This window comes from Rheinheimera soli, from assembly GCF_021290985.1.
Lineage (GTDB): Bacteria > Pseudomonadota > Gammaproteobacteria > Enterobacterales > Alteromonadaceae > Pararheinheimera > Pararheinheimera soli.
In genome coordinates, this window is sequence record NZ_JAJOYU010000030.1 from 1 (window position 1) to 16,888 (window position 16,888).

20 protein-coding genes are annotated in these 16,888 nt (G+C 45.2%); 18 read left to right on the top strand and 2 right to left on the bottom strand.

What is annotated here, in order from left to right; genetic code table 11:
- From LSG37_RS16990 to LSG37_RS17015, 6 genes are all read left to right on the top strand, one after another.
- Positions 1-1,044 (top strand): serine hydrolase domain-containing protein (locus tag LSG37_RS16990; protein WP_233080997.1); only part of this gene is annotated, 1,044 nt, incomplete at its 5' end.
- The gene (locus LSG37_RS16995; RefSeq protein ID WP_233080998.1) at positions 1,045-1,305 is read left to right on the top strand and encodes a hypothetical protein; all 261 of its coding nucleotides are present in this window, start codon (positions 1,045-1,047) and stop codon (positions 1,303-1,305) included. It abuts the gene before it with no gap.
- Positions 1,306-1,551: 246 nt separating this feature from the next.
- Positions 1,552-1,758 (top strand): hypothetical protein, encoded by a 207-nt coding sequence (locus tag LSG37_RS17000; protein ID WP_233080999.1) that lies wholly within the window; start codon positions 1,552-1,554, stop codon positions 1,756-1,758.
- Between the two features lie 66 nt (positions 1,759-1,824).
- On the top strand, positions 1,825-2,043 hold the full coding sequence (locus LSG37_RS17005) for a DUF6500 family protein (protein ID WP_233081000.1): 219 nt from the start codon (positions 1,825-1,827) through the stop codon (positions 2,041-2,043).
- A 203-nt stretch (positions 2,044-2,246) separates the two neighbouring features.
- The gene (locus LSG37_RS17010; protein WP_233081001.1) at positions 2,247-2,813 is read left to right on the top strand and encodes a GNAT family N-acetyltransferase; all 567 of its coding nucleotides are present in this window, start codon (positions 2,247-2,249) and stop codon (positions 2,811-2,813) included.
- Positions 2,814-2,835: 22 nt separating this feature from the next.
- Positions 2,836-3,273, top strand: a complete 438-nt coding sequence (locus tag LSG37_RS17015) for a hypothetical protein (protein WP_233081002.1) — start codon at positions 2,836-2,838, stop codon at positions 3,271-3,273.
- A gap of 180 nt (positions 3,274-3,453) precedes the next feature.
- Here LSG37_RS17015 and LSG37_RS17020 read toward each other — a convergent pair whose 3' ends face one another.
- Positions 3,454-4,782, bottom strand: coding sequence for a S41 family peptidase (locus tag LSG37_RS17020; protein WP_233081003.1), 1,329 nt, complete (start codon positions 4,780-4,782; stop codon positions 3,454-3,456).
- Positions 4,783-5,065: 283 nt separating this feature from the next.
- On the opposite strand from LSG37_RS17020, the gene LSG37_RS17025 reads away from it, so the two are divergent.
- On the top strand, positions 5,066-6,526 hold the full coding sequence (locus tag LSG37_RS17025) for an aminoacyl-histidine dipeptidase (protein WP_233081004.1): 1,461 nt from the start codon (positions 5,066-5,068) through the stop codon (positions 6,524-6,526).
- A 236-nt stretch (positions 6,527-6,762) separates the two neighbouring features.
- On the opposite strand, the gene LSG37_RS17030 is transcribed toward LSG37_RS17025, so the two are convergent.
- Positions 6,763-7,143: a VOC family protein gene (locus tag LSG37_RS17030; RefSeq protein ID WP_233081005.1), complete on the bottom strand. Its 381-nt coding sequence runs from the start codon at positions 7,141-7,143 to the stop codon at positions 6,763-6,765.
- A gap of 548 nt (positions 7,144-7,691) precedes the next feature.
- Here LSG37_RS17030 and LSG37_RS17035 point away from each other — a divergent pair.
- The 11 genes from LSG37_RS17035 to LSG37_RS17085 all read left to right on the top strand — a co-directional run bounded on the left by LSG37_RS17035 (position 7,692) and on the right by LSG37_RS17085 (position 16,795).
- A complete protein-coding gene (locus tag LSG37_RS17035; RefSeq protein WP_233081006.1) occupies positions 7,692-8,186 on the top strand; it encodes a GNAT family N-acetyltransferase in 495 nt (164 codons plus the stop codon).
- A 423-nt stretch (positions 8,187-8,609) separates the two neighbouring features.
- Positions 8,610-9,047, top strand: coding sequence for a GNAT family N-acetyltransferase (locus LSG37_RS17040; RefSeq protein ID WP_233081007.1), 438 nt, complete (start codon positions 8,610-8,612; stop codon positions 9,045-9,047).
- A gap of 344 nt (positions 9,048-9,391) precedes the next feature.
- Complete coding sequence (locus LSG37_RS17045; RefSeq protein ID WP_233081008.1) at positions 9,392-12,112, top strand: cation-transporting P-type ATPase; 2,721 nt, start codon at positions 9,392-9,394, stop codon at positions 12,110-12,112.
- A 66-nt stretch (positions 12,113-12,178) separates the two neighbouring features.
- Positions 12,179-12,721, top strand: a complete 543-nt coding sequence (locus LSG37_RS17050) for a DUF2569 domain-containing protein (protein ID WP_233081009.1) — start codon at positions 12,179-12,181, stop codon at positions 12,719-12,721.
- The gene (locus tag LSG37_RS17055) at positions 12,718-13,026 is read left to right on the top strand and encodes a hypothetical protein (RefSeq protein WP_233081010.1); all 309 of its coding nucleotides are present in this window, start codon (positions 12,718-12,720) and stop codon (positions 13,024-13,026) included. The genes LSG37_RS17050 and LSG37_RS17055 overlap by 4 nt, the downstream gene beginning before the upstream one ends.
- Positions 13,027-13,065: 39 nt before the next feature.
- Positions 13,066-13,566: a DUF2937 family protein gene (locus tag LSG37_RS17060; RefSeq protein ID WP_233081011.1), complete on the top strand. Its 501-nt coding sequence runs from the start codon at positions 13,066-13,068 to the stop codon at positions 13,564-13,566.
- Positions 13,567-13,641: 75 nt separating this feature from the next.
- On the top strand, positions 13,642-14,052 hold the full coding sequence (locus tag LSG37_RS17065; RefSeq protein WP_233081012.1) for a DUF2784 domain-containing protein: 411 nt from the start codon (positions 13,642-13,644) through the stop codon (positions 14,050-14,052).
- Positions 14,053-14,097: 45 nt separating this feature from the next.
- Complete coding sequence (locus tag LSG37_RS17070; RefSeq protein WP_233081013.1) at positions 14,098-14,649, top strand: AAA family ATPase; 552 nt, start codon at positions 14,098-14,100, stop codon at positions 14,647-14,649.
- Positions 14,650-14,752: 103 nt separating this feature from the next.
- Positions 14,753-15,532, top strand: coding sequence for an alpha/beta fold hydrolase (locus LSG37_RS17075; protein ID WP_233081014.1), 780 nt, complete (start codon positions 14,753-14,755; stop codon positions 15,530-15,532).
- Positions 15,533-15,596: 64 nt separating this feature from the next.
- Positions 15,597-16,238, top strand: a complete 642-nt coding sequence (locus LSG37_RS17080; protein ID WP_233081015.1) for a hypothetical protein — start codon at positions 15,597-15,599, stop codon at positions 16,236-16,238.
- A gap of 95 nt (positions 16,239-16,333) precedes the next feature.
- Positions 16,334-16,795: a nuclear transport factor 2-like protein gene (locus tag LSG37_RS17085; protein WP_233081016.1), complete on the top strand. Its 462-nt coding sequence runs from the start codon at positions 16,334-16,336 to the stop codon at positions 16,793-16,795.
- Positions 16,796-16,888: the final 93 nt, after the last annotated feature.

Below are 16,888 nucleotides of genomic sequence, written 5' to 3' on the forward strand. Positions count from 1 at the left end.
GCACCAGTCATTCAGACAAATAACACAGTGGTTACTGCTTTGGCTGATGAACTTCAGCGTGAACACAAGGCGGGCACTTTTGCTGGGCAGGTACTTATTGCTCAGAACAACAGCGTGGTATTTAAGGCCGCTTACGGCTGTGCAGACAGGCAACTTCGGATAAGCAATAGTGCTGGCACTGTCTCGGATATGGGCTCTATTGCTAAAACATTCACCGCCGCTGCAGTGCTTCAGCTTGTTGCCAATAAAAGGTTGCAGCTGTCCACTAGGGTCGGAGATATTTATCCGGAAGCTGCCGCTGCTATAAAACCTGTCACCATTGAGCAGTTGTTGGGGCACTCTGGTGGTTTGGATAACTTTCATAACGATTCTGACTTTGAACCTATGGATAAGGCTGAGGCTGAACGCAGAATTTTATCCATGCCATTGATTGCTGCGCCTGGCGAAAAGATTGCGTATTCAAATGCAGCCTATACGCTGTTGGCCGCCATAGTGGAGAAAATAACTGCTCAAAGCTTTCAACAGTATGTTCATGAGTATCTGTTAAGTCCTTTAAAACTGGCTGATACCGGCTTTTATCAGGACCCAACTATATCGGTCAGTAAGCTGGCTCGTGGATATGGCGGTGATGATCAAGGTAGTACAACCTATCAGAAAGGCTTAACCTGGGCGCTTATTGGCGCTGGAGGCATGGTAACGTCAGTGGATGATTTAGCCTCCTGGTTTGTCGCGCTGAAACAAGGAACTCTGTTTCCCGACAACACAGCTAATTTAACCTTTACTCAGGCCAACGAAAAATGGTTGTTGGGCAGCTTCTCCAAGCTTGATATCCAGGGGGAGCCCATCATTCAAATGGGGGGCAGTACAGACTTTGGTTACACTGCACTCATTCAATTTGTTCCGGATCGCGACTTATTGGTCGTGTTGTTGCTGAACGCACACAACACTAAGTATGCAAATGCAACACACCACCGCCTGAGCCGGAATCATATTTTGCCAATTATTCAAAGTAAAAATCAGACAGATACGTTATCTGACCAATGAATGCAGGTTATCGGTGAAGTGCTGCCTGATGGAGAAGTCAGCAAGAATGTTGAGAGCTTTATGAATACGAAGAAGTACCTTGTTGTCAGCCCACACGAAAGCGAGTTTCCAAAGCCTATTAGGTTCAAAAAGGGGATACGCTTATCGTTGGTGAAAAATATTCAGGAGCTGAAGACTGGGATAACTGGTTCCTTTGCAGCACGTCAGGGCAAGAACCTGGCTGGGTTCCTGGCCAGGTTATTGAGCGACTTGGCGATTTGACAGGGATGGCACTTGAAGGCTATACGGCAAGGGAACTCAATGTGTTGGAAGGAGAGCAACTGAAGGGCATAAGAACTTTGAATGGCTGGGTATGGTGTACAAAACATGCCAGTACAGAATCAGGGTGGGTGCCATTGGAGAAGCTGGAAGAAGTTGTTGAGTAATATCGCGCGGGTGATGTTCAGTTTCCGGGTTTTGTGGAATGCGAAGACCAGGTTTATAGCATTTGAGCTCCGGAGTTATAAATTGAATAATCTAATGAAAATTCTCCTCTGTTCTGTGGCTGTATCTATGTTGGCATCCTGTGCCAGCATAAAAGAAACAGGCAGAACCATAGGCCATACCACGAGGGATGTAACCAAAAAAATTGGACATGCATCAAGAGATACCGTCAAGGCTATTGGAAAAGAGACAAAAGAAGTTGTGAAAGACATCAAGGATGACGAGGGTTAAGCAGAACATTTTTATTTTATACAAATGTCAGATCTGCCAAAGGTTTACAGGCAATGGAGCAAACCGATGAGAGATGAGCTGAGAGAGAAAATTGTCAGGGTGTGCGCCAGTAAAATATTGAGTAAGGGAGAGTCCGTTGGTGTCTCGTTTTATGCTTTTTTCGCCAACCAAAATGATGATCCGGATCTTCTTATGGAAGCCGCAACCTGGTGGATAAAGACCCACAAGCTCAATCACTTCGAGAAAGCGAATAAAGTTAAAACTATGGTTGAAGCGGGGCTTTAGTTAAAACAGGGCGTTACAAATGACTGCTATGGTTCAGCGCTGAACTGGGCTTTTTAGGCTGGTCAACTCATTATCCTGAGTCCTGTAGCTATAAAACTATTATTCTTCCTGCAAAGTACAGCAACTAGTGGTAGGGCTGTACCGCTGTTCCCGCATGTTCCCGCATGTTCCCCAGCAAGATATATACGAAATTGGAGAGATGGATGTTTGAAGCGTTTTATCCGGTTATTGAAACAAAAAGATTAGTATTACGACCGCTGGCCATCAGTGATTCCGAATCCTTGCTGAGCATATTCTCCGATGCTGAGGTGATGAAGTATTGGAATACACCACCCTGGACATCTATTCAGAATGCAGTGGCTTTTATCAATGACAGTAAGGATTCAATGCAACGTCAGGTATCTCTTACTCTTGGAATTTATCTGAAATCTACAGATGAGTTGGTTGGGAAATGTATGCTGTTTAACTATGACAAAGAGTCTAAGCGCGCTGAAATTGGCTTTGGCTTAAGTCGGGCTTGTTGGGGGAAAGGCTATATTAATGAAGCCGGAGAAGCTTTGATCCAGTATGGTTTCAACAAACTAGGGCTTCGTCGTATTGAAGCTGAGATTGACCCGGGCAACCTTTCCTCGGCGAACGCTCTGGAGAAACTCGGGTTTTCCAGGGAGGGGCTGCTAAGGCAGCGCTGGGAAATTAATGGTGTTGTCTCTGATTCGGCACTTTACGGCAGGCTGGTCACTGACGAGCCGTTAAAATTAAACAAAGCGTAATAAAACAATCAAGATCCCCGTTATGATTGCCCTTTTGTTGTTTAACGACAGATTTAAAGAGGGCTTTAGCTTTGCAACTGTCTTAGCACCTGGTGTTGTAACTCTGCGAGCGACGAGTGAGTCGTCGGTCGGGAAAAGATTTAAGGAAAAAATAATGTCGTGGCAATGCCAACATTGTAATACCACTATTGATGATGATGAATTTGAAGTCTGCTGGAACTGTAATTGTGAAAAAGGTCAGGGGGCGCCAGTTCAATCCTTACGGGATATCAGTCCAGATTGTGTCCGGTGCAAGTCGGCTTTAACTTTTTTAGGCACTAAAGGTTTCCACGAAGGCACACGTTGGGGTGTTTTAGGCGAGATGGGCGAGTTTTTTGTTAATAAAGAAAACTTAGATATGTATGCCTGTAAATCCTGCGGAAAAGTTGAATTCTTTATTGCTGGTTTTATTAACCGCTAATGGGGCAGCTTGTGTTTATACCCTTTGTGTTTCAAGCTGAGGGAGCTTTGTGAAGGATAGTCAGTTGTGGAGATTCAAAAACTGACAGCGACGCTTTAATTACTGTCACTGTCAGCTTAGATCCCCTCTCTGGTAAGGCGATGTATCAGCGCAAAGCTGAATTGCAATACCCTCTATGGATTACTTTTGTTGCAGCAAAACGCTGGCAGCTAAAAGCGTATGATCCTGCTCACTTGCTGCCTGATAATCAGTCATAATGTCCGGCTGTACTGGCTGTTTTTTGTGGCTGCCAGAAGCCCGAATAATGTAACGGCTGGGAGCCAGCACCAGCAATTTTGTGTTCGGAAGATAAAAAGGCACAAGGTTACCTGTTTGGTTGGCATGGCCTCCTGTGGCTTGACCCATCAGTGTAGCCAGTTGATGATCTTGCACAGTGGTGGCAAATACAATGCCGGCAGAGTAGGTCATTTCATTGATCAGTACTACAGCCTTTCCGCCGAACCGCAAGTGTTTATCCGCTGGTTTTATGCTTTCTGCATTAAGCACATCCAGCTCTATGGTTTCCCCTGGCTTTCCTTTGTAGCCAAAAAGGCCATTAGTGTCCTGAGTTAATTTCTCTGTGGCTTTCGCTGACTGATGAATAGTTGTGTTCGTTAAATAGCTGATCACTTCAGCGCCTGCATCCGTTTGCCCACCTGTGTTACCTCTGACATCAATAATGAGTTTATCAATTCTCTTATCTGCTATTTCTGTGAAGCTTGTCTGGATCAGTTCTGAGTAATCAGCAGACTCCGCGCCCACATCGAAAGTACCAAGCCGCAGATAGGCGATATTTTGCGGTAAAACCCGGAACCAGTTGTCCTGTGCTTGTCCGTCAGCCATTTCCCACTGATCCAAAGGTGTTAGTTCTAAAGACATCTGTTGCTGTTGGGTTTTTATACGTAGATGAAAATGATCTTTAAAATCCCAGAGTGCATTGAGCCAGTACGGAAATAATAATGTTGCCATATGCTTTCTCAGCTCCTCTGTCTCGCCATGACTGTAGCTTTGAAGCTCGTTCAGTAAATCGGAGCTGAAGACTCCATTTATACTGATAATTTCAGTGCCTTTATCTAATCGTATTGGATCAGATTTCCTTGCATAAGAGTGCTCCAGATAAAGCCTGCCGCCATTGACTGTGAGCCTAAAAGGAAACATTTTATGGCCAGATTTCTTGTCAAAGCTGGTTTCTGCCAGCAATGGGAATATAAAGCTGTGGCCATCATTGAACAATGGATTGATTTTGCCTGCGATCCTGAAGAACTCTTGCCGTGTCATCCCGTCTTTTAACTGGCTTTCTATAAAGGCGTGCTTATTATCTATGGCTTGTTGATCAATAAATTCCGGGTAGGCAGGGTGGCGTTCAGCCATCTGTTTTTTCAGATAAGCAAGGTCAGCAGCTAACTCTTGCTTGCTGAATTTATTTTCTGTAAATGAGCTGTTTACATCTTTATGGATCCAGGATTCCATACCTCCGCATCCAGCCAGAGCCAGCAGAGTCGCAGTCAAAAAAACAGTTAATTTATACATGAAACATTCTCTGTAACTTATGGTGCAGTAAAAGTTATCAGTAACAATGTAAAGAAAACGTCAAAGTTGCCGCTTATCTGAAGTGGATAAAAATCCTGACACTACATCTTTACACTGCAGCCTTTTTGCAGAAGAGGGAACTCAGAGCTGATAACGCTGCGCCAGCTGTGCTTTATGTTAAAATGCCGGCGTTTTTAGCTGAGCGTCTTAATCAGGAGTTGTTGTGTCAGCATTATCATCCTTATACCCACAGCCGTTATGGCAATGGTTTGGTCAAATTTGTGCTATTCCGCACCCGTCGAAACACGAGCAGGCGTTAAGCCAGCATATTCAACACTGGGCGCGTGATAAAGGCTTAACTGTTGTTGAAGACAAAGTGGGCAACCTGATCATTAAAAAGCCTGCAACACCAGGTTTTGAAAACCGTAAAGTGGTGGTGATCCAGGCGCATCTGGATATGGTGCCGCAAAAAAACGCAGACAAAAACCATGATTTCACTACAGATCCTATCGATGCTTATGTCGATGGTGACTGGGTAAAAGCCAGAGGTACAACACTAGGCGCCGACAACGGTATAGGCATGGCCTCAGCACTAGCCATTTTAGGCAGTGACGAGATTAAACACGGTCCTTTGGAAGTGCTGCTGACCATAGACGAAGAAGCAGGTATGACAGGTGCCTTTGGTGTGGAACCTGGCATGCTGGATGCCGAAATTCTGATCAATACCGACTCTGAGCAGGAAGGCGAAATTTACATGGGCTGCGCCGGTGGCGTGGACGCTGAATTTACAGTGCCAGTTGTGTGGCAAGCTGCAGCCACTGGCGTTATCGCTTTTGATTTAAGTCTAACAGGCTTAAAAGGTGGCCACTCAGGTGTGAATATTCATCTGGGCCGTGGCAATGCCAATAAACTGTTGGCGCGTTTTTTAGCTGACCATGCAACAGAACTGGAATTAACCATCGCCAGCTTTAGCGGTGGTTCGTTACGTAATGCGATACCACGTGAAGCCACAGTCACGCTGACTGTTCCTTCGGAAAAACTGACCCAGTTGCAACAAGCGGTGACACAATTTGAAGCCTTGTTGCAGTTTGAGTTAGCTGCAGTTGAACCAGCATTAAAACTCAGTCTGGCCGAGGTGGTTACTCCGGCTCAGGTACTGACTGCTAAGACTCAAACTACTTTAGTTCACTTACTCAATGTCTGCCCTAACGGCGTGATGCGGATGAGTGATGAAGTAGAAGGCGTGACTGAAACCTCATTAAATATGGGCGTGATCAGCACCAAAACAAACAGCATTCAGGTGCTCTGTTTAATCCGCTCCTTAATAGACAGTGGCCGTGAACAGGTAGAAAGCATGTTAACTTCACTGGCTTTATTAGCGGGTGCAGAAGTGAAATTCAGCGGTGCTTACCCTGGCTGGAAACCAAACCCGGATTCACCGGTCATGGCCATAGTGCGCGACACCTATCAGGATATTTATAACAAAGAGCCGGTGATTATGGTGATCCACGCTGGTTTAGAATGTGGTTTGTTTAAAAAGCCATACCCGGATATGGATATGGTGTCGATAGGCCCAACGATCCGCTTCCCGCATGGTCCGGATGAAATGGTGAATATCACTACTGTAGGTCAGTACTGGGAATTATTGCTCGCCGTGCTGGAGCGTATTCCTGAACGTGCTTAACTAATACAGTAAGTCGTCCTGTAAGCCATCAGTAAAAAAGCCCCAGATCCAGTAGGGGCTTTTTTGTGGCTGGAGTCTGGTGTTTTTGTAAAATACGTTTAAATGCGGAGCTGATAATGCCTCTGCTGCTAAGTTGTATTTTTCGTTTTACCTGGAGAAAAAACAGAATTTCCGCTCGTTACAACCTGTGGTGGTGTACAAGCAAACCCCGGTAACCAGGGCTTTGAGTTCAACAGTTATGGTAAAGACTCAATGATGCCAATGCGATTACCCTCGCTATCTTCAATTTCTGCAACGAAGGAGTAGTCGCTTGCTTTAGTTTTAGGAAAAAGAATGGTGGCGCCATTTAACTTAGCGCGTCGCAAAGTCTCGTCTATGTTGTTGGAATGCAAGTAGATCAATGTGCCTTGCCGTGAGGGTATATAGATTTCACCCTGGGCTAATGAGCCACTGATCCCTGAACCATCGATGTTGAAAGGCAAATGCGCCATTTGATTGCCGTGGATCTCTTCAATTTGAAAATCAAAACCAAATACCCTTTCGTAGAATGCCATCGCACGTCTCATATCTGTTACGGGGATCTCAAAATATATCGCTGGATTCTTTTTTTCTGTCACCTTAACATCCTGATTCATTGAACAAGCTGAGATACAGACTAGAGCGGAAGCGAAAAGTAACCTTGTCAGCTTATGTCTGGTTTGTGTTTTGACGTATAGTTGCGACCCGCTGCTATTGATCATTGTTCTGCTTTTTTTCATGCTTTTGACTGATAGCAAACTAATGTCTGTGTACCTGCATTTCAATAGATTTTTCTTAAATTGCTAAAATTAGTGCGTTCAAATTTGCTTTTACCCTCCATTTTTCAGGCAATTAGAGGCGCTTGGTAAAGTGAACTCTGAAATACCATTACTTGCCATTCAGGCGGCGCAGCAGTCCATGTTCGACGGCTGATTTAACGGCGAACTTGAATCATTTATTATCCGCAGCTGGTCTGCTTTGGTTGGCCTCATGATGCTGAGGATGGTTCTGTAACGAACTCCAAAAATTCTAGTGTTCGCTATTGAAAGTCTTTGATAAATAAATTATTTTTTACGTCCCATTAAAAGGCCCACAAGGTTGTGTTGGTTATCACCATCTCAGATTTTTCATCAGATAGGATCTTTGTATGAAAATTGAAGTAAGAAAATTCAAAGAAAATGAAGTCGGGTTGTTGACCAGTCTGTGGCAATTTTATGCATATCACCAAAGTACATTTACTGGTGATAGTGTCAGTGAAAAGGGGCAATTTGATATTGACGATGACTATCTGGCCGATGTTGTCCAAGGTATAGAAGACTGCGAAGCCTGGTTAATTTGCGTTGATGATGCTGTTGCGGGTTTTGTTACCCTTGAATCCACAGAAATAGCGGGCAGAGAAATGCCTGAGCTTTCGGATATTTTTGTGTTACCAAAGTATCGCAATCTCGGGATCGCTACTTTTGTGATTGATAAGTTGTTATTAAATTCTAGCAATGAGTGGCATGTGGCTGTCTATAACGAAGATCGCTCCGCTTATAGTTTTTGGCTACATTTGTTTGCAAAACTCCCAATTAAATCAGTGGAAGAATTAAACCCTCCGGAAAATGACGAGTTTCATGAGTTTGTTATACAAAATAGCTGAACACTCTGTTCTGCTGCTTGTTAAATGAACTGCACCAGCCAACTGTAGTGGGGAAATCGTCCGCTATAGATGGCTGGTCAGTCAACGTCTGCAATTGCAAAGTTAAGCTGAACAGGAGCAGATTTCTCTTACATAAAATGGTTTTCAGGTAACAAGACCTGGGCGACTGGTCAATCAGGATGATTTCTTACAAGGATAGATGTGAGTTGTACTTTTTGTGACATAGTTGCGGGTCAGTCTCCTCGCCATACAGTATCGGAAGATGATGAGCACCTGACTTTTTTGTCTATTTGCCCAAACACCACAGGTTTTATAGCCGTTACTGCAAAGAAACACTACCCGAGTGTACGCCAGTAAAGAGTGCAGGCTAAACACTCTGGCGCGGATGCGCCGTGACCTTTTTCCTAAGTTTAAGGACAAACCGTGCAGGTATCGCTAGAACAAGTTACTAAAGAAAATTATGAAGCAGTGTGTGATCTGGATGTGACAGAGGAGCAACAGGACTATGTGGCCACCAATATGTGGTCACTGGTGGAAGCTATGTTTAACGAGGGTTATGAAACCAGAGCTATCTGTGTGCATCAGAGGCCTGTTGGCTTTTTAATGTGGGTAAAAGAGTCCATGGAAAAAGTATCGATTTGGCGCTTTATGGTGGATCAACACCATCAACAACAAGGCATAGGCCGGATTGCATTAAATCTTGCTCTGGAGCAGATAAAACAAAGTCCGGGCCTGCAGCAAATTGAAATTTGTTATAACCCCAAAAATCCGGTAGCCAAGGACTTTTATGCCAGCTTTGGCTTCGTTGAGGTAGGTATGGATGAAGAAGGCGAGGATATGTTAGCTGTGATTCAGTTGTAGCCCACTGATAAATGCAGCCTAACTAAGGTTGTGGCGTCTTTGATGAACAGTTAAATCTCAAAGTGCCGGGTGCGGCAACGCACCGACGCTTTAGCCAGCATCCCTCAGGCTGGCAGTACCTCAGGCTGACTACACCTCAGAAGTGGCTTCGGACCGCTGCAGTTTTAGTCTCTATCACAAACTCTATTGATCCAGTTCAACCAGGCAAATTGGCTAATAGGCTATGGTGGCAGTAGCGACGCCCTTATAGCTATCTTCTTTTTTCACAGAGTGCTTGCAAGCTTGGACCGCGCAAAAATCCATAACTCTGACACTTCAGAGTGCAACACAAGGCAGGGAAAAAAATGCAAACATCAGAATTGGATAAGCAGAAAACCAGTTGGCATAGTGAGCCTGCAGAGTCGTCGCTTGATGAGTTGAACAGCTCCACTTCAGGTTTGGAGCTACAGGAGGCAGAAGCGCGTCTTGAAAAAAATGGACCTAATCGTTTACCCGAAGCAAAAAAACGCAGTGTTTTGATAAGTTTTCTGCTGCATTTCCACAATATCCTTATTTATGTTTTGCTTGGTTCTGCCTTTATTACCGCAATACTGGGGCATTGGATCGATACCGGGGTAATTCTGGCGGTTGTGGTTGCTAACGCCATTATGGGCTTTATTCAGGAAGGTAAAGCAGAAAAGGCAATGGATGCGATTCGTCAGATGCTTGCGCCTCGTGCCAATGTCATTCGGGGTGGGGAGCGCAGCAGTCTTGAAGGTGAAAAGCTGGTGCCAGGTGACATAGTACTGCTGGAGGCTGGCGATAAAGTGCCTGCCGATTTACGTTTGCTCAGTGTCCATGGCCTATCAGTACAGGAAGCTATTCTGACAGGTGAGTCTGTGCCTGTGCAAAAGCAGACAAAAGCAGTGGCAGCAGATGCAGCTCTTGGTGATCGTCTCTGTATGGCATTTTCCGGAACTCTGGTGGTTGCTGGTCAGGGCAAGGGCGTTGTGGTGGCCACGGCGGAAAATACAGAAATAGGACGGATCAGTCACCTTTTATCGGAAGTAGAAACCCTGAGCACTCCTTTGGTCAAACAGATGAGTGTCTTTGCAACCTGGCTGACTGTACTGATCCTCTGTATTGCGGCGCTTTTGCTGCTCTATGGTTATTTTGTTACCAACACTCCCTTCGCGGATTTGTTTATGGCTGTGGTCGGTTTGTCTGTTGCCGCTATTCCTGAAGGTTTACCCGCCATACTTACTATTACTCTGGCCGTTGGAGTGCAAGCTATGGCCAAACGACAGGTGATAGTACGACGACTGCCAGCCATCGAAACACTGGGGGCGGTTTCGGTGATTTGTTCTGATAAAACCGGCACTTTAACCCGCAATGAAATGCTGGTGACTTCGGTCCTGACTTCAGAGCACTTGTTTAGCCTGGAAGGTGAAGGTTATAAGCCCGAAGGTGTGTTGTCGCTGGACGACAGCCATGTTTCCCCCGCTGACTATGGAGTATTGGACAAACTCGCCAGGGCGGCCGCACTTTGTAATGATGCTGCATTGCGTGACAAAGATGGTCAATGGCAGGCAGAAGGTGATCCAATGGAAGGGGCCTTGCTTGCCTTCGCCGGGAAAATGGGCATGGAGGTTCGCAAAGGACAAAAGGACTGGACTCGTACTGATGCCATTCCCTTTGATGCCCAATATCGTTTTATGGCGACTTTAAATCATAACCATGACCAAAATGCCTTTGTCTTTGTGAAAGGCGCGCCGGAACGTATTCTGAGTATGTGCCAGCAGCAAATGGGCAGTGATGGCACAGAGCAAAGTCTCGATACCGACTATTGGCAGCAACAAGCTGAAGCTATAGCAGCGAAGGGGCAACGGGTGCTGGCTTTTGCACTGAAAACGGTGCCAGCAGAACATAGAGTGTTGCAGCATAAAGATGTGGAAGCTTCGCTTACTTTGCTGGGCATGGTAGGAATGAGCGACCCGCCGCGACCTGAAGCTATTGCCGCTATAGCAGAGTGCTATGAAGCCGGGATCCGGGTAAAAATGATTACCGGCGACCATGCGAAAACAGCAGCAGCCATTGGTCGCCAAATTGGCTTGCAAAACTCAGACAAAGTGCTGACAGGTGCTGATTTGGACGCGATGGACGATCAGACGCTCAGCGCCGTTGTTCTTGACTGTGATATTTTCGCCCGCACCAGTCCTGAGCATAAACTACGGCTGGTGACCGCCTTGCAAGCGCATGATATGACTGTGGCCATGACAGGAGACGGCGTGAATGATGCACCTGCATTAAAGCGCGCTGACGCCGGTATTGCTATGGGGCTTAAAGGTTCAGAAGCGGCCAAAGAAGCTGCAGAGCTGGTGCTGGCAGATGACAATTTTGCTTCTATTGTTGCTGCTGTTCGTGAAGGCCGCACTGTGTATGCCAATCTGAAAAAGGTGATTAGCTGGACACTGCCGACCAATGCAGGTGAAGCCATGGTGATTATTGTGGCTTTGCTTTTAGGTATTGCCTTGCCGATCACTCCGGTACAGATCCTGTGGATCAATCTTATTACCGCTATTACTTTGGGCATTGCATTAGCTTTCGAGCCTACTGAAGACAATACCATGCGCCGGCCGCCCCGTCCGCGCAGTGAGCCTTTGTTAAGCGCTGAACTGATATGGCATATCATTTTTGTCTCATTGCTGTTCTTAGCTGGCGTTTACGGTATTTATTATTTCGCCATAGAAAGAGGTTACTCTATGGAGCTGGCTCGTACCTTAGCGCTTAACACGCTGGTTGCAATGGAGATTTTTCATCTGTTTTTTATCAGAAATATCTACGGCACTTCGTTGACGTGGAAAGCAATACGTGGCACAAAAGTGGTATGGATGGTGGTAATTGCCGTGACAGCAGCGCAGTTTGCTATTACCTATCTGCCAGCACTGCAAACTGTGTTTGCTACGGAGCCTGTGCCGTTTTTGGATGGCATATTGATATTCGCCATAGGTGTAGCCTTGTTTGCCATTGTTGAGACGGAAAAGCAGATCCGTGTTGCTATTCGTCGTAAGTTAAACACTCACTGACAGCTTAGCTATCCGATGTACAGGTCCCTAACCGAGATGCTTAGCACAACAAGAAATGGAGTAACTATGGATAACGATAAAGAGTTAAAGGGACTTGGTGGCTGGCTTATTTTGGTTGCTATAGGAGTTCTTTTAGCGCCAGTCAGGTTATTGGTTACTTATATTCCAATGTATACCCAGATATTTAGCGATGGAACCTGGGAGAGTTTAACGACTGTTGGCTCCGATATGTACCTGCCACTCTGGGGGGCGTTGCTAATGGGGGAACTTTTATACAATTCTTTGATTGTGCTGGTCTCTTTGTATCTGATTTATTTATTCTTTTCAAAGCATTACTTATTTCCCCGTTTTTACATTGCCCTAGTGATCGTGTCTTTGGTGTTTATTCCTATTGATGCTTGGTTGCTGACACAAGTGTTGCCAAATGAAAAAATGTTTGACCCGGAAACAACAAAAGAATTTGTGCGAGTTTTGATTGGCGGTCTCATTTGGATCCCATACATGCTTGTTTCAAAAAGAGTTAAAGCAACCTTTGTAGAGCATAGGCCGGCGCTGCCTGTGTCACAAAATGCAGCCTTTAAATCTGTTGGTCCAGAAGGGTTAAAATGATGAAACTCCCTACAAAAAATGAACTGATAAGCTGTTGTGTGTTGCTGAGTATTGGCCTCTTTATGCTGTGGTATTTTCCGGCACACTCAAAGGCTGGCTGGTACGCGATAGTACTGGGGGTTACTTTTGGGTTATTCCCCGGGCCGCAATTAAAAGCGAAGTTTGAACCCAGTAACGAAAAAACAGCACAACAGCGACAAGATTCTATTGCGGCGCGGCAACACTCATTCAGTTGGTGGGCATCGCCATTTCCCTGGGGACTAGCTGTTTTAATGCTGGCCCTGGTGTTTGCCTTCACAGCATAACTATTTTTAATTCGATAACCGGATACAGGACGCTTAATTTTGATTGGAAGACTGCTCGATAAGTTGGTTTTTGGTGCAGCGTTAATTTTAGCGTTGCAAATGCCTTTGCTGGTGGATCATTATCATCAGTATTTGGCAGGACTTTACAGTGCCACCAAATGGCAAGTGGATGGTTATGAAGCAACGGCAAAAGCCCATCAGTTTGCTGACGTGAACTCTATGATTGATAACCACCTGAAAAATGCTGAACCCAGTGTCAGAACGGATGCAGAACAAAAGCAGCAAACTGTTGAGTTATTGCAGGAGTTAACCAAGGGCATGGATATCTTTGCCCATGGCAATTTGTTAGAGAAGATGATCTTTATGCTGCATCCCGACAGAGTTCATGTGGTGAAAGAAGTGCTACAGAATTTCAAAGTGGGTATACCGCTGAATGCAAGTGGCTTGTTGTTTGGCGTGGTGTTGGCTTTGTTATTAAATATGCTGATTATGTTGCCGTTCAGACTAATGCGCTCAGGTCGTCGTGCAGAGCAGTACTAACAGCGCGTGTAACGTTAAACTGGTTTTATTTGTTGTCTGGTCACGGCCAATGAACAAAGCCTGAGGGGGACTGCGATGTCCAGAGAACTGCTGCTCCTTGTATTGGCTGATGCGATTTTGCTGGTGCATGTGCTTTTTGTCTGTTTTGTTGTCTTTGGGCTTTTGGCTATTTATCTTGGCTATTTTCTGAGCTGGTTGTGGGTCAGAAACCTGACCTTTCGATTGCTGCATTTGTTTGCTATCAGCATAGTGGTTCTGCAATCCTGGTTGGGTGTGATTTGCCCTTTAACCATTTGGGAAATGGCACTTCGAAAAGAAGCCGGCGCTGTGACTTACTCAGGCTCTTTTATTCAGCACTGGTTACATCAGTTGCTGTTTTACACAGCGCCAGAATGGGTATTTATTCTGTTGTACAGTGCTTTTGGCTTACTGGTTTTGGCAAGCTGGTTTGTTGTTCGGCCAAAAGGCCGTAGCGGTAAAGAGTGAGTTTCAGTGCATTAGGCGGCGCTTTATTATTCAAGGACGATCAGTGTGAAATTTGTGATGATTTATGGTGCCTCAGGTGTTGGCAAAGAAAGCGTCGGACGTGAGCTGGCAAAAAAGAATGGCTGGCATCTACTTCCTCAGCATCTGGCTTTTGATATTGCTTGTGCTGTTGTGGGCTTCGGTAATACGGGTTTTGAGAAGTACCAGCGCAAGATTTGCTTAGACGCATTCAGAACGCTGATTGAAAAGAAAGTCACTGGAATCGTCTTTACCTTCTGTTATGTTTATCCGGCCAGCAATTACTTTATCGAAGGCCTTTTTGAGCTGCTCAGTGAGTATCAGATCAAGGCCGACTTTGTCAGATTATCTTGTGATCTGGAAGAGCACATCAGTCGGGTGACGTCTGAGCAACGGAAAAACACCAATAAAATTCAGTCGAAACTTTATCTTGAAGACTATCTGAACAGATTCGATTTTTCTGTGGATATAGCCGAAATTGAAACTTTCCATCTCAACAGCAGCGGATTAACTATTCAGCAGTCGGCACTCGAAATTGAACATTATCTGGCTGAACAGCAGAAAAAAACGCTCACCTGAACCGCTTTTCAACTATAGAATGTTGCTGTCTGTGAAAGTGGTTTAAACAAGGAAGAGTATGTTTTACAACGCATTTATATCACTAAGTTTAATTATAGTTGTTATGTCTTTTCCCCTTTCTGCCGCTGGCAGTAAATTAGTGCAAGTGAAAGATGCTGAACTTGAATATGAAATGGCGGGAAGCGGTAAAACCGTCATTTTGCTGGAAGCCGGCGGTGGTGCTGCACTGTCAGACTGGGAACTGGTATTTCAGCAGATGGCAAAGCAGGCCACTGTGATCCGTTACTCCAGGGCTGGCAACGGCAATTCAACCGCTATAAAGCGCCATTTTACGTCACGTGATTACGCCGATTATGCCAGCGAGCTGCTGACCAAATTGAATATCACAGCACCTGTCATACTGGTGGCTCATTCCTATGGTGGCAGTATAGCCCGGGATTTTGCTGCAACTTACCCAGCACAGGTGAAAGCACTCTTGATGCTAGACCCTTCCTCTGAACATGATGTGGACATTATTCGGGCTATCAATTTAGAGCAGGGAAACCGTGAAATAGCGCAAATTAAGCTCGATGATATGGCCAATGGCATGTCGAATCAGTATCTGGATTTCTGGAGCAAAAGGCCGCTGCCGGATTACCCGCAAATCAAAGATATGCCAGTCACAGTTATTGCTTCCGTCAAAACTCATGAAAAGCCAAGCAACTTGTTTTTCACCGATCAGGCCCGCCAGATGTGGGGCGAGATGTGGCAGCAATGGGCCACAGCATTTCCGCAAGGCCGGGCTGTATTAACCAAAAAAAGCGGTCACTACGTGCAGTTTGATGAGCCGGAATTGGTGCTGAGTGAGCTGCAGTTATTACTGGAGAAGTCAGAGTCAGATTAATCACTGGCTAGTTGATTGAATGACAACGGCTGCGGTGAAAGATGCGATTTAGGTGGAGTTTTAGATGAAGAAAAGTTTGTTAGTAAGCTATGGCATTTTGTACCTGGTGCTTATTGCCTTCAGTGTTTATGGCAGTATTTTAGTAGGGCAGTTTTCAGTAGCCAATCTGATCAGCACCTTGCTTTCGGTGATCTATTTACTGGGATTCTTTGGTTATGCACTGGAAAAAAGGATTTGGAATGCAGCCGTCTGGCGTCGATTCTTTTATTTGGTTTCTATTGCAACTTTAATACAGCTGGTTGCGGCTTTTTGGGCCGACGAGAAACAATCACTAGAGGTCATAGTAGCGACTGTATTGAGTCTGCCAGTCATCTATGCTTTGTATCAATACAGCAAGGCCGATAGTGCTGTCTGGGTGAATGAAAAAGATTATTTAAAAGCAGCTTTGCTTGAGACATTGTTTACCGCTGAGCCTGTTTTGGTTGTCGAAAAGCTGAACGGTACGGACAAAACAACAGTGACCCTATCGAAAGAGGCTGGAGGCTACTCTGTACAAATATCAAGAACAAACCACGGCAAGGAAGAAGCCTTTGCCAACAGCTTTAACAATATCGGAGATCTGGCCGCTTTTGTAGAAAAGTATACAGCAGTTACAGTGAACGATTTTGAAGAAAAATACGCTCATGAGTGTTTGGCAAGGCATTGAAATTAAATAATATATTTTTGAATGTTGCAGAGCGGCGCTTAAATTATATAGCGGGCGCACTGTTGTGTAGATACAGGTCAATAAAAGGAACTTAGATGAAAAAGGTAGTGTTAGCGCTGTTTGGGTTGGTTGCTTTTTATCATGCAGATGTAGCTGCAGATGATTTTGACTACGACGCTTTTGTGAAGGCTTATTATCAGGCTCAGGTGGCCACTCAGCAGCCTGATGCAACCAAAGAAGATTTAGAGCATTACCTGTCTTTTCTGACCGAAGATGTGGGCAACCAGCATTTTCCAAATGCGCCTGACGATTCGCGTGAGCCTGACGGCAAAGCGCTGATGCGTAAGGGGATGAGCCGTTATTTAGGTGTGCATACTGAATACAAGGCTGAACTGATAAATTATGAAGTTGGCTACAATGCTGTGGTGATTAAACATAAGTTTTCAGCCAGGGGAAAACGTGCCGATGGCTCAGAATTTAGTTACGCCAAAACGGCGTTGGATGTGCTGGAGCTTGAAGCAGGCAAAGTAGCAGTGATGCGTCGCTACAGTAAATAGGATGTGCTGCAGTCACTTTGCAAGACTAACTACTTCATCACAGCAAGCAGCTGAAGGCCGCTGTTTTCTGTGCTTTTGCAGCTGTTCGAAAGA

Bases quoted from the DNA above. Each gene is read 5' to 3' on its own strand.
- LSG37_RS16995 (WP_233080998.1), top strand. From the start codon at position 1,045: ATGCAGGTTATCGGTGAAGTGCTGCCTGATGGAGAAGTCAGCAAGAAT.
- LSG37_RS17005 (WP_233081000.1), top strand. From the start codon at position 1,825: ATGAGAGATGAGCTGAGAGAGAAAATTGTCAGGGTGTGCGCCAGTAAA.
- LSG37_RS17010 (WP_233081001.1), top strand. From the start codon at position 2,247: ATGTTTGAAGCGTTTTATCCGGTTATTGAAACAAAAAGATTAGTATTA.
- LSG37_RS17015 (WP_233081002.1), top strand. From the start codon at position 2,836: ATGATTGCCCTTTTGTTGTTTAACGACAGATTTAAAGAGGGCTTTAGC.
- LSG37_RS17020 (WP_233081003.1), bottom strand. From the start codon at position 4,782: ATGGAATCCTGGATCCATAAAGATGTAAACAGCTCATTTACAGAAAAT.
- LSG37_RS17035 (WP_233081006.1), top strand. From the start codon at position 7,692: ATGAAAATTGAAGTAAGAAAATTCAAAGAAAATGAAGTCGGGTTGTTG.
- LSG37_RS17045 (WP_233081008.1), top strand. From the start codon at position 9,392: ATGCAAACATCAGAATTGGATAAGCAGAAAACCAGTTGGCATAGTGAG.
- LSG37_RS17050 (WP_233081009.1), top strand. From the start codon at position 12,179: ATGGATAACGATAAAGAGTTAAAGGGACTTGGTGGCTGGCTTATTTTG.
- LSG37_RS17055 (WP_233081010.1), top strand. From the start codon at position 12,718: ATGATGAAACTCCCTACAAAAAATGAACTGATAAGCTGTTGTGTGTTG.
- LSG37_RS17065 (WP_233081012.1), top strand. From the start codon at position 13,642: ATGTCCAGAGAACTGCTGCTCCTTGTATTGGCTGATGCGATTTTGCTG.
- LSG37_RS17075 (WP_233081014.1), top strand. From the start codon at position 14,753: ATGTCTTTTCCCCTTTCTGCCGCTGGCAGTAAATTAGTGCAAGTGAAA.
- LSG37_RS17080 (WP_233081015.1), top strand. From the start codon at position 15,597: ATGAAGAAAAGTTTGTTAGTAAGCTATGGCATTTTGTACCTGGTGCTT.
- LSG37_RS17085 (WP_233081016.1), top strand. From the start codon at position 16,334: ATGAAAAAGGTAGTGTTAGCGCTGTTTGGGTTGGTTGCTTTTTATCAT.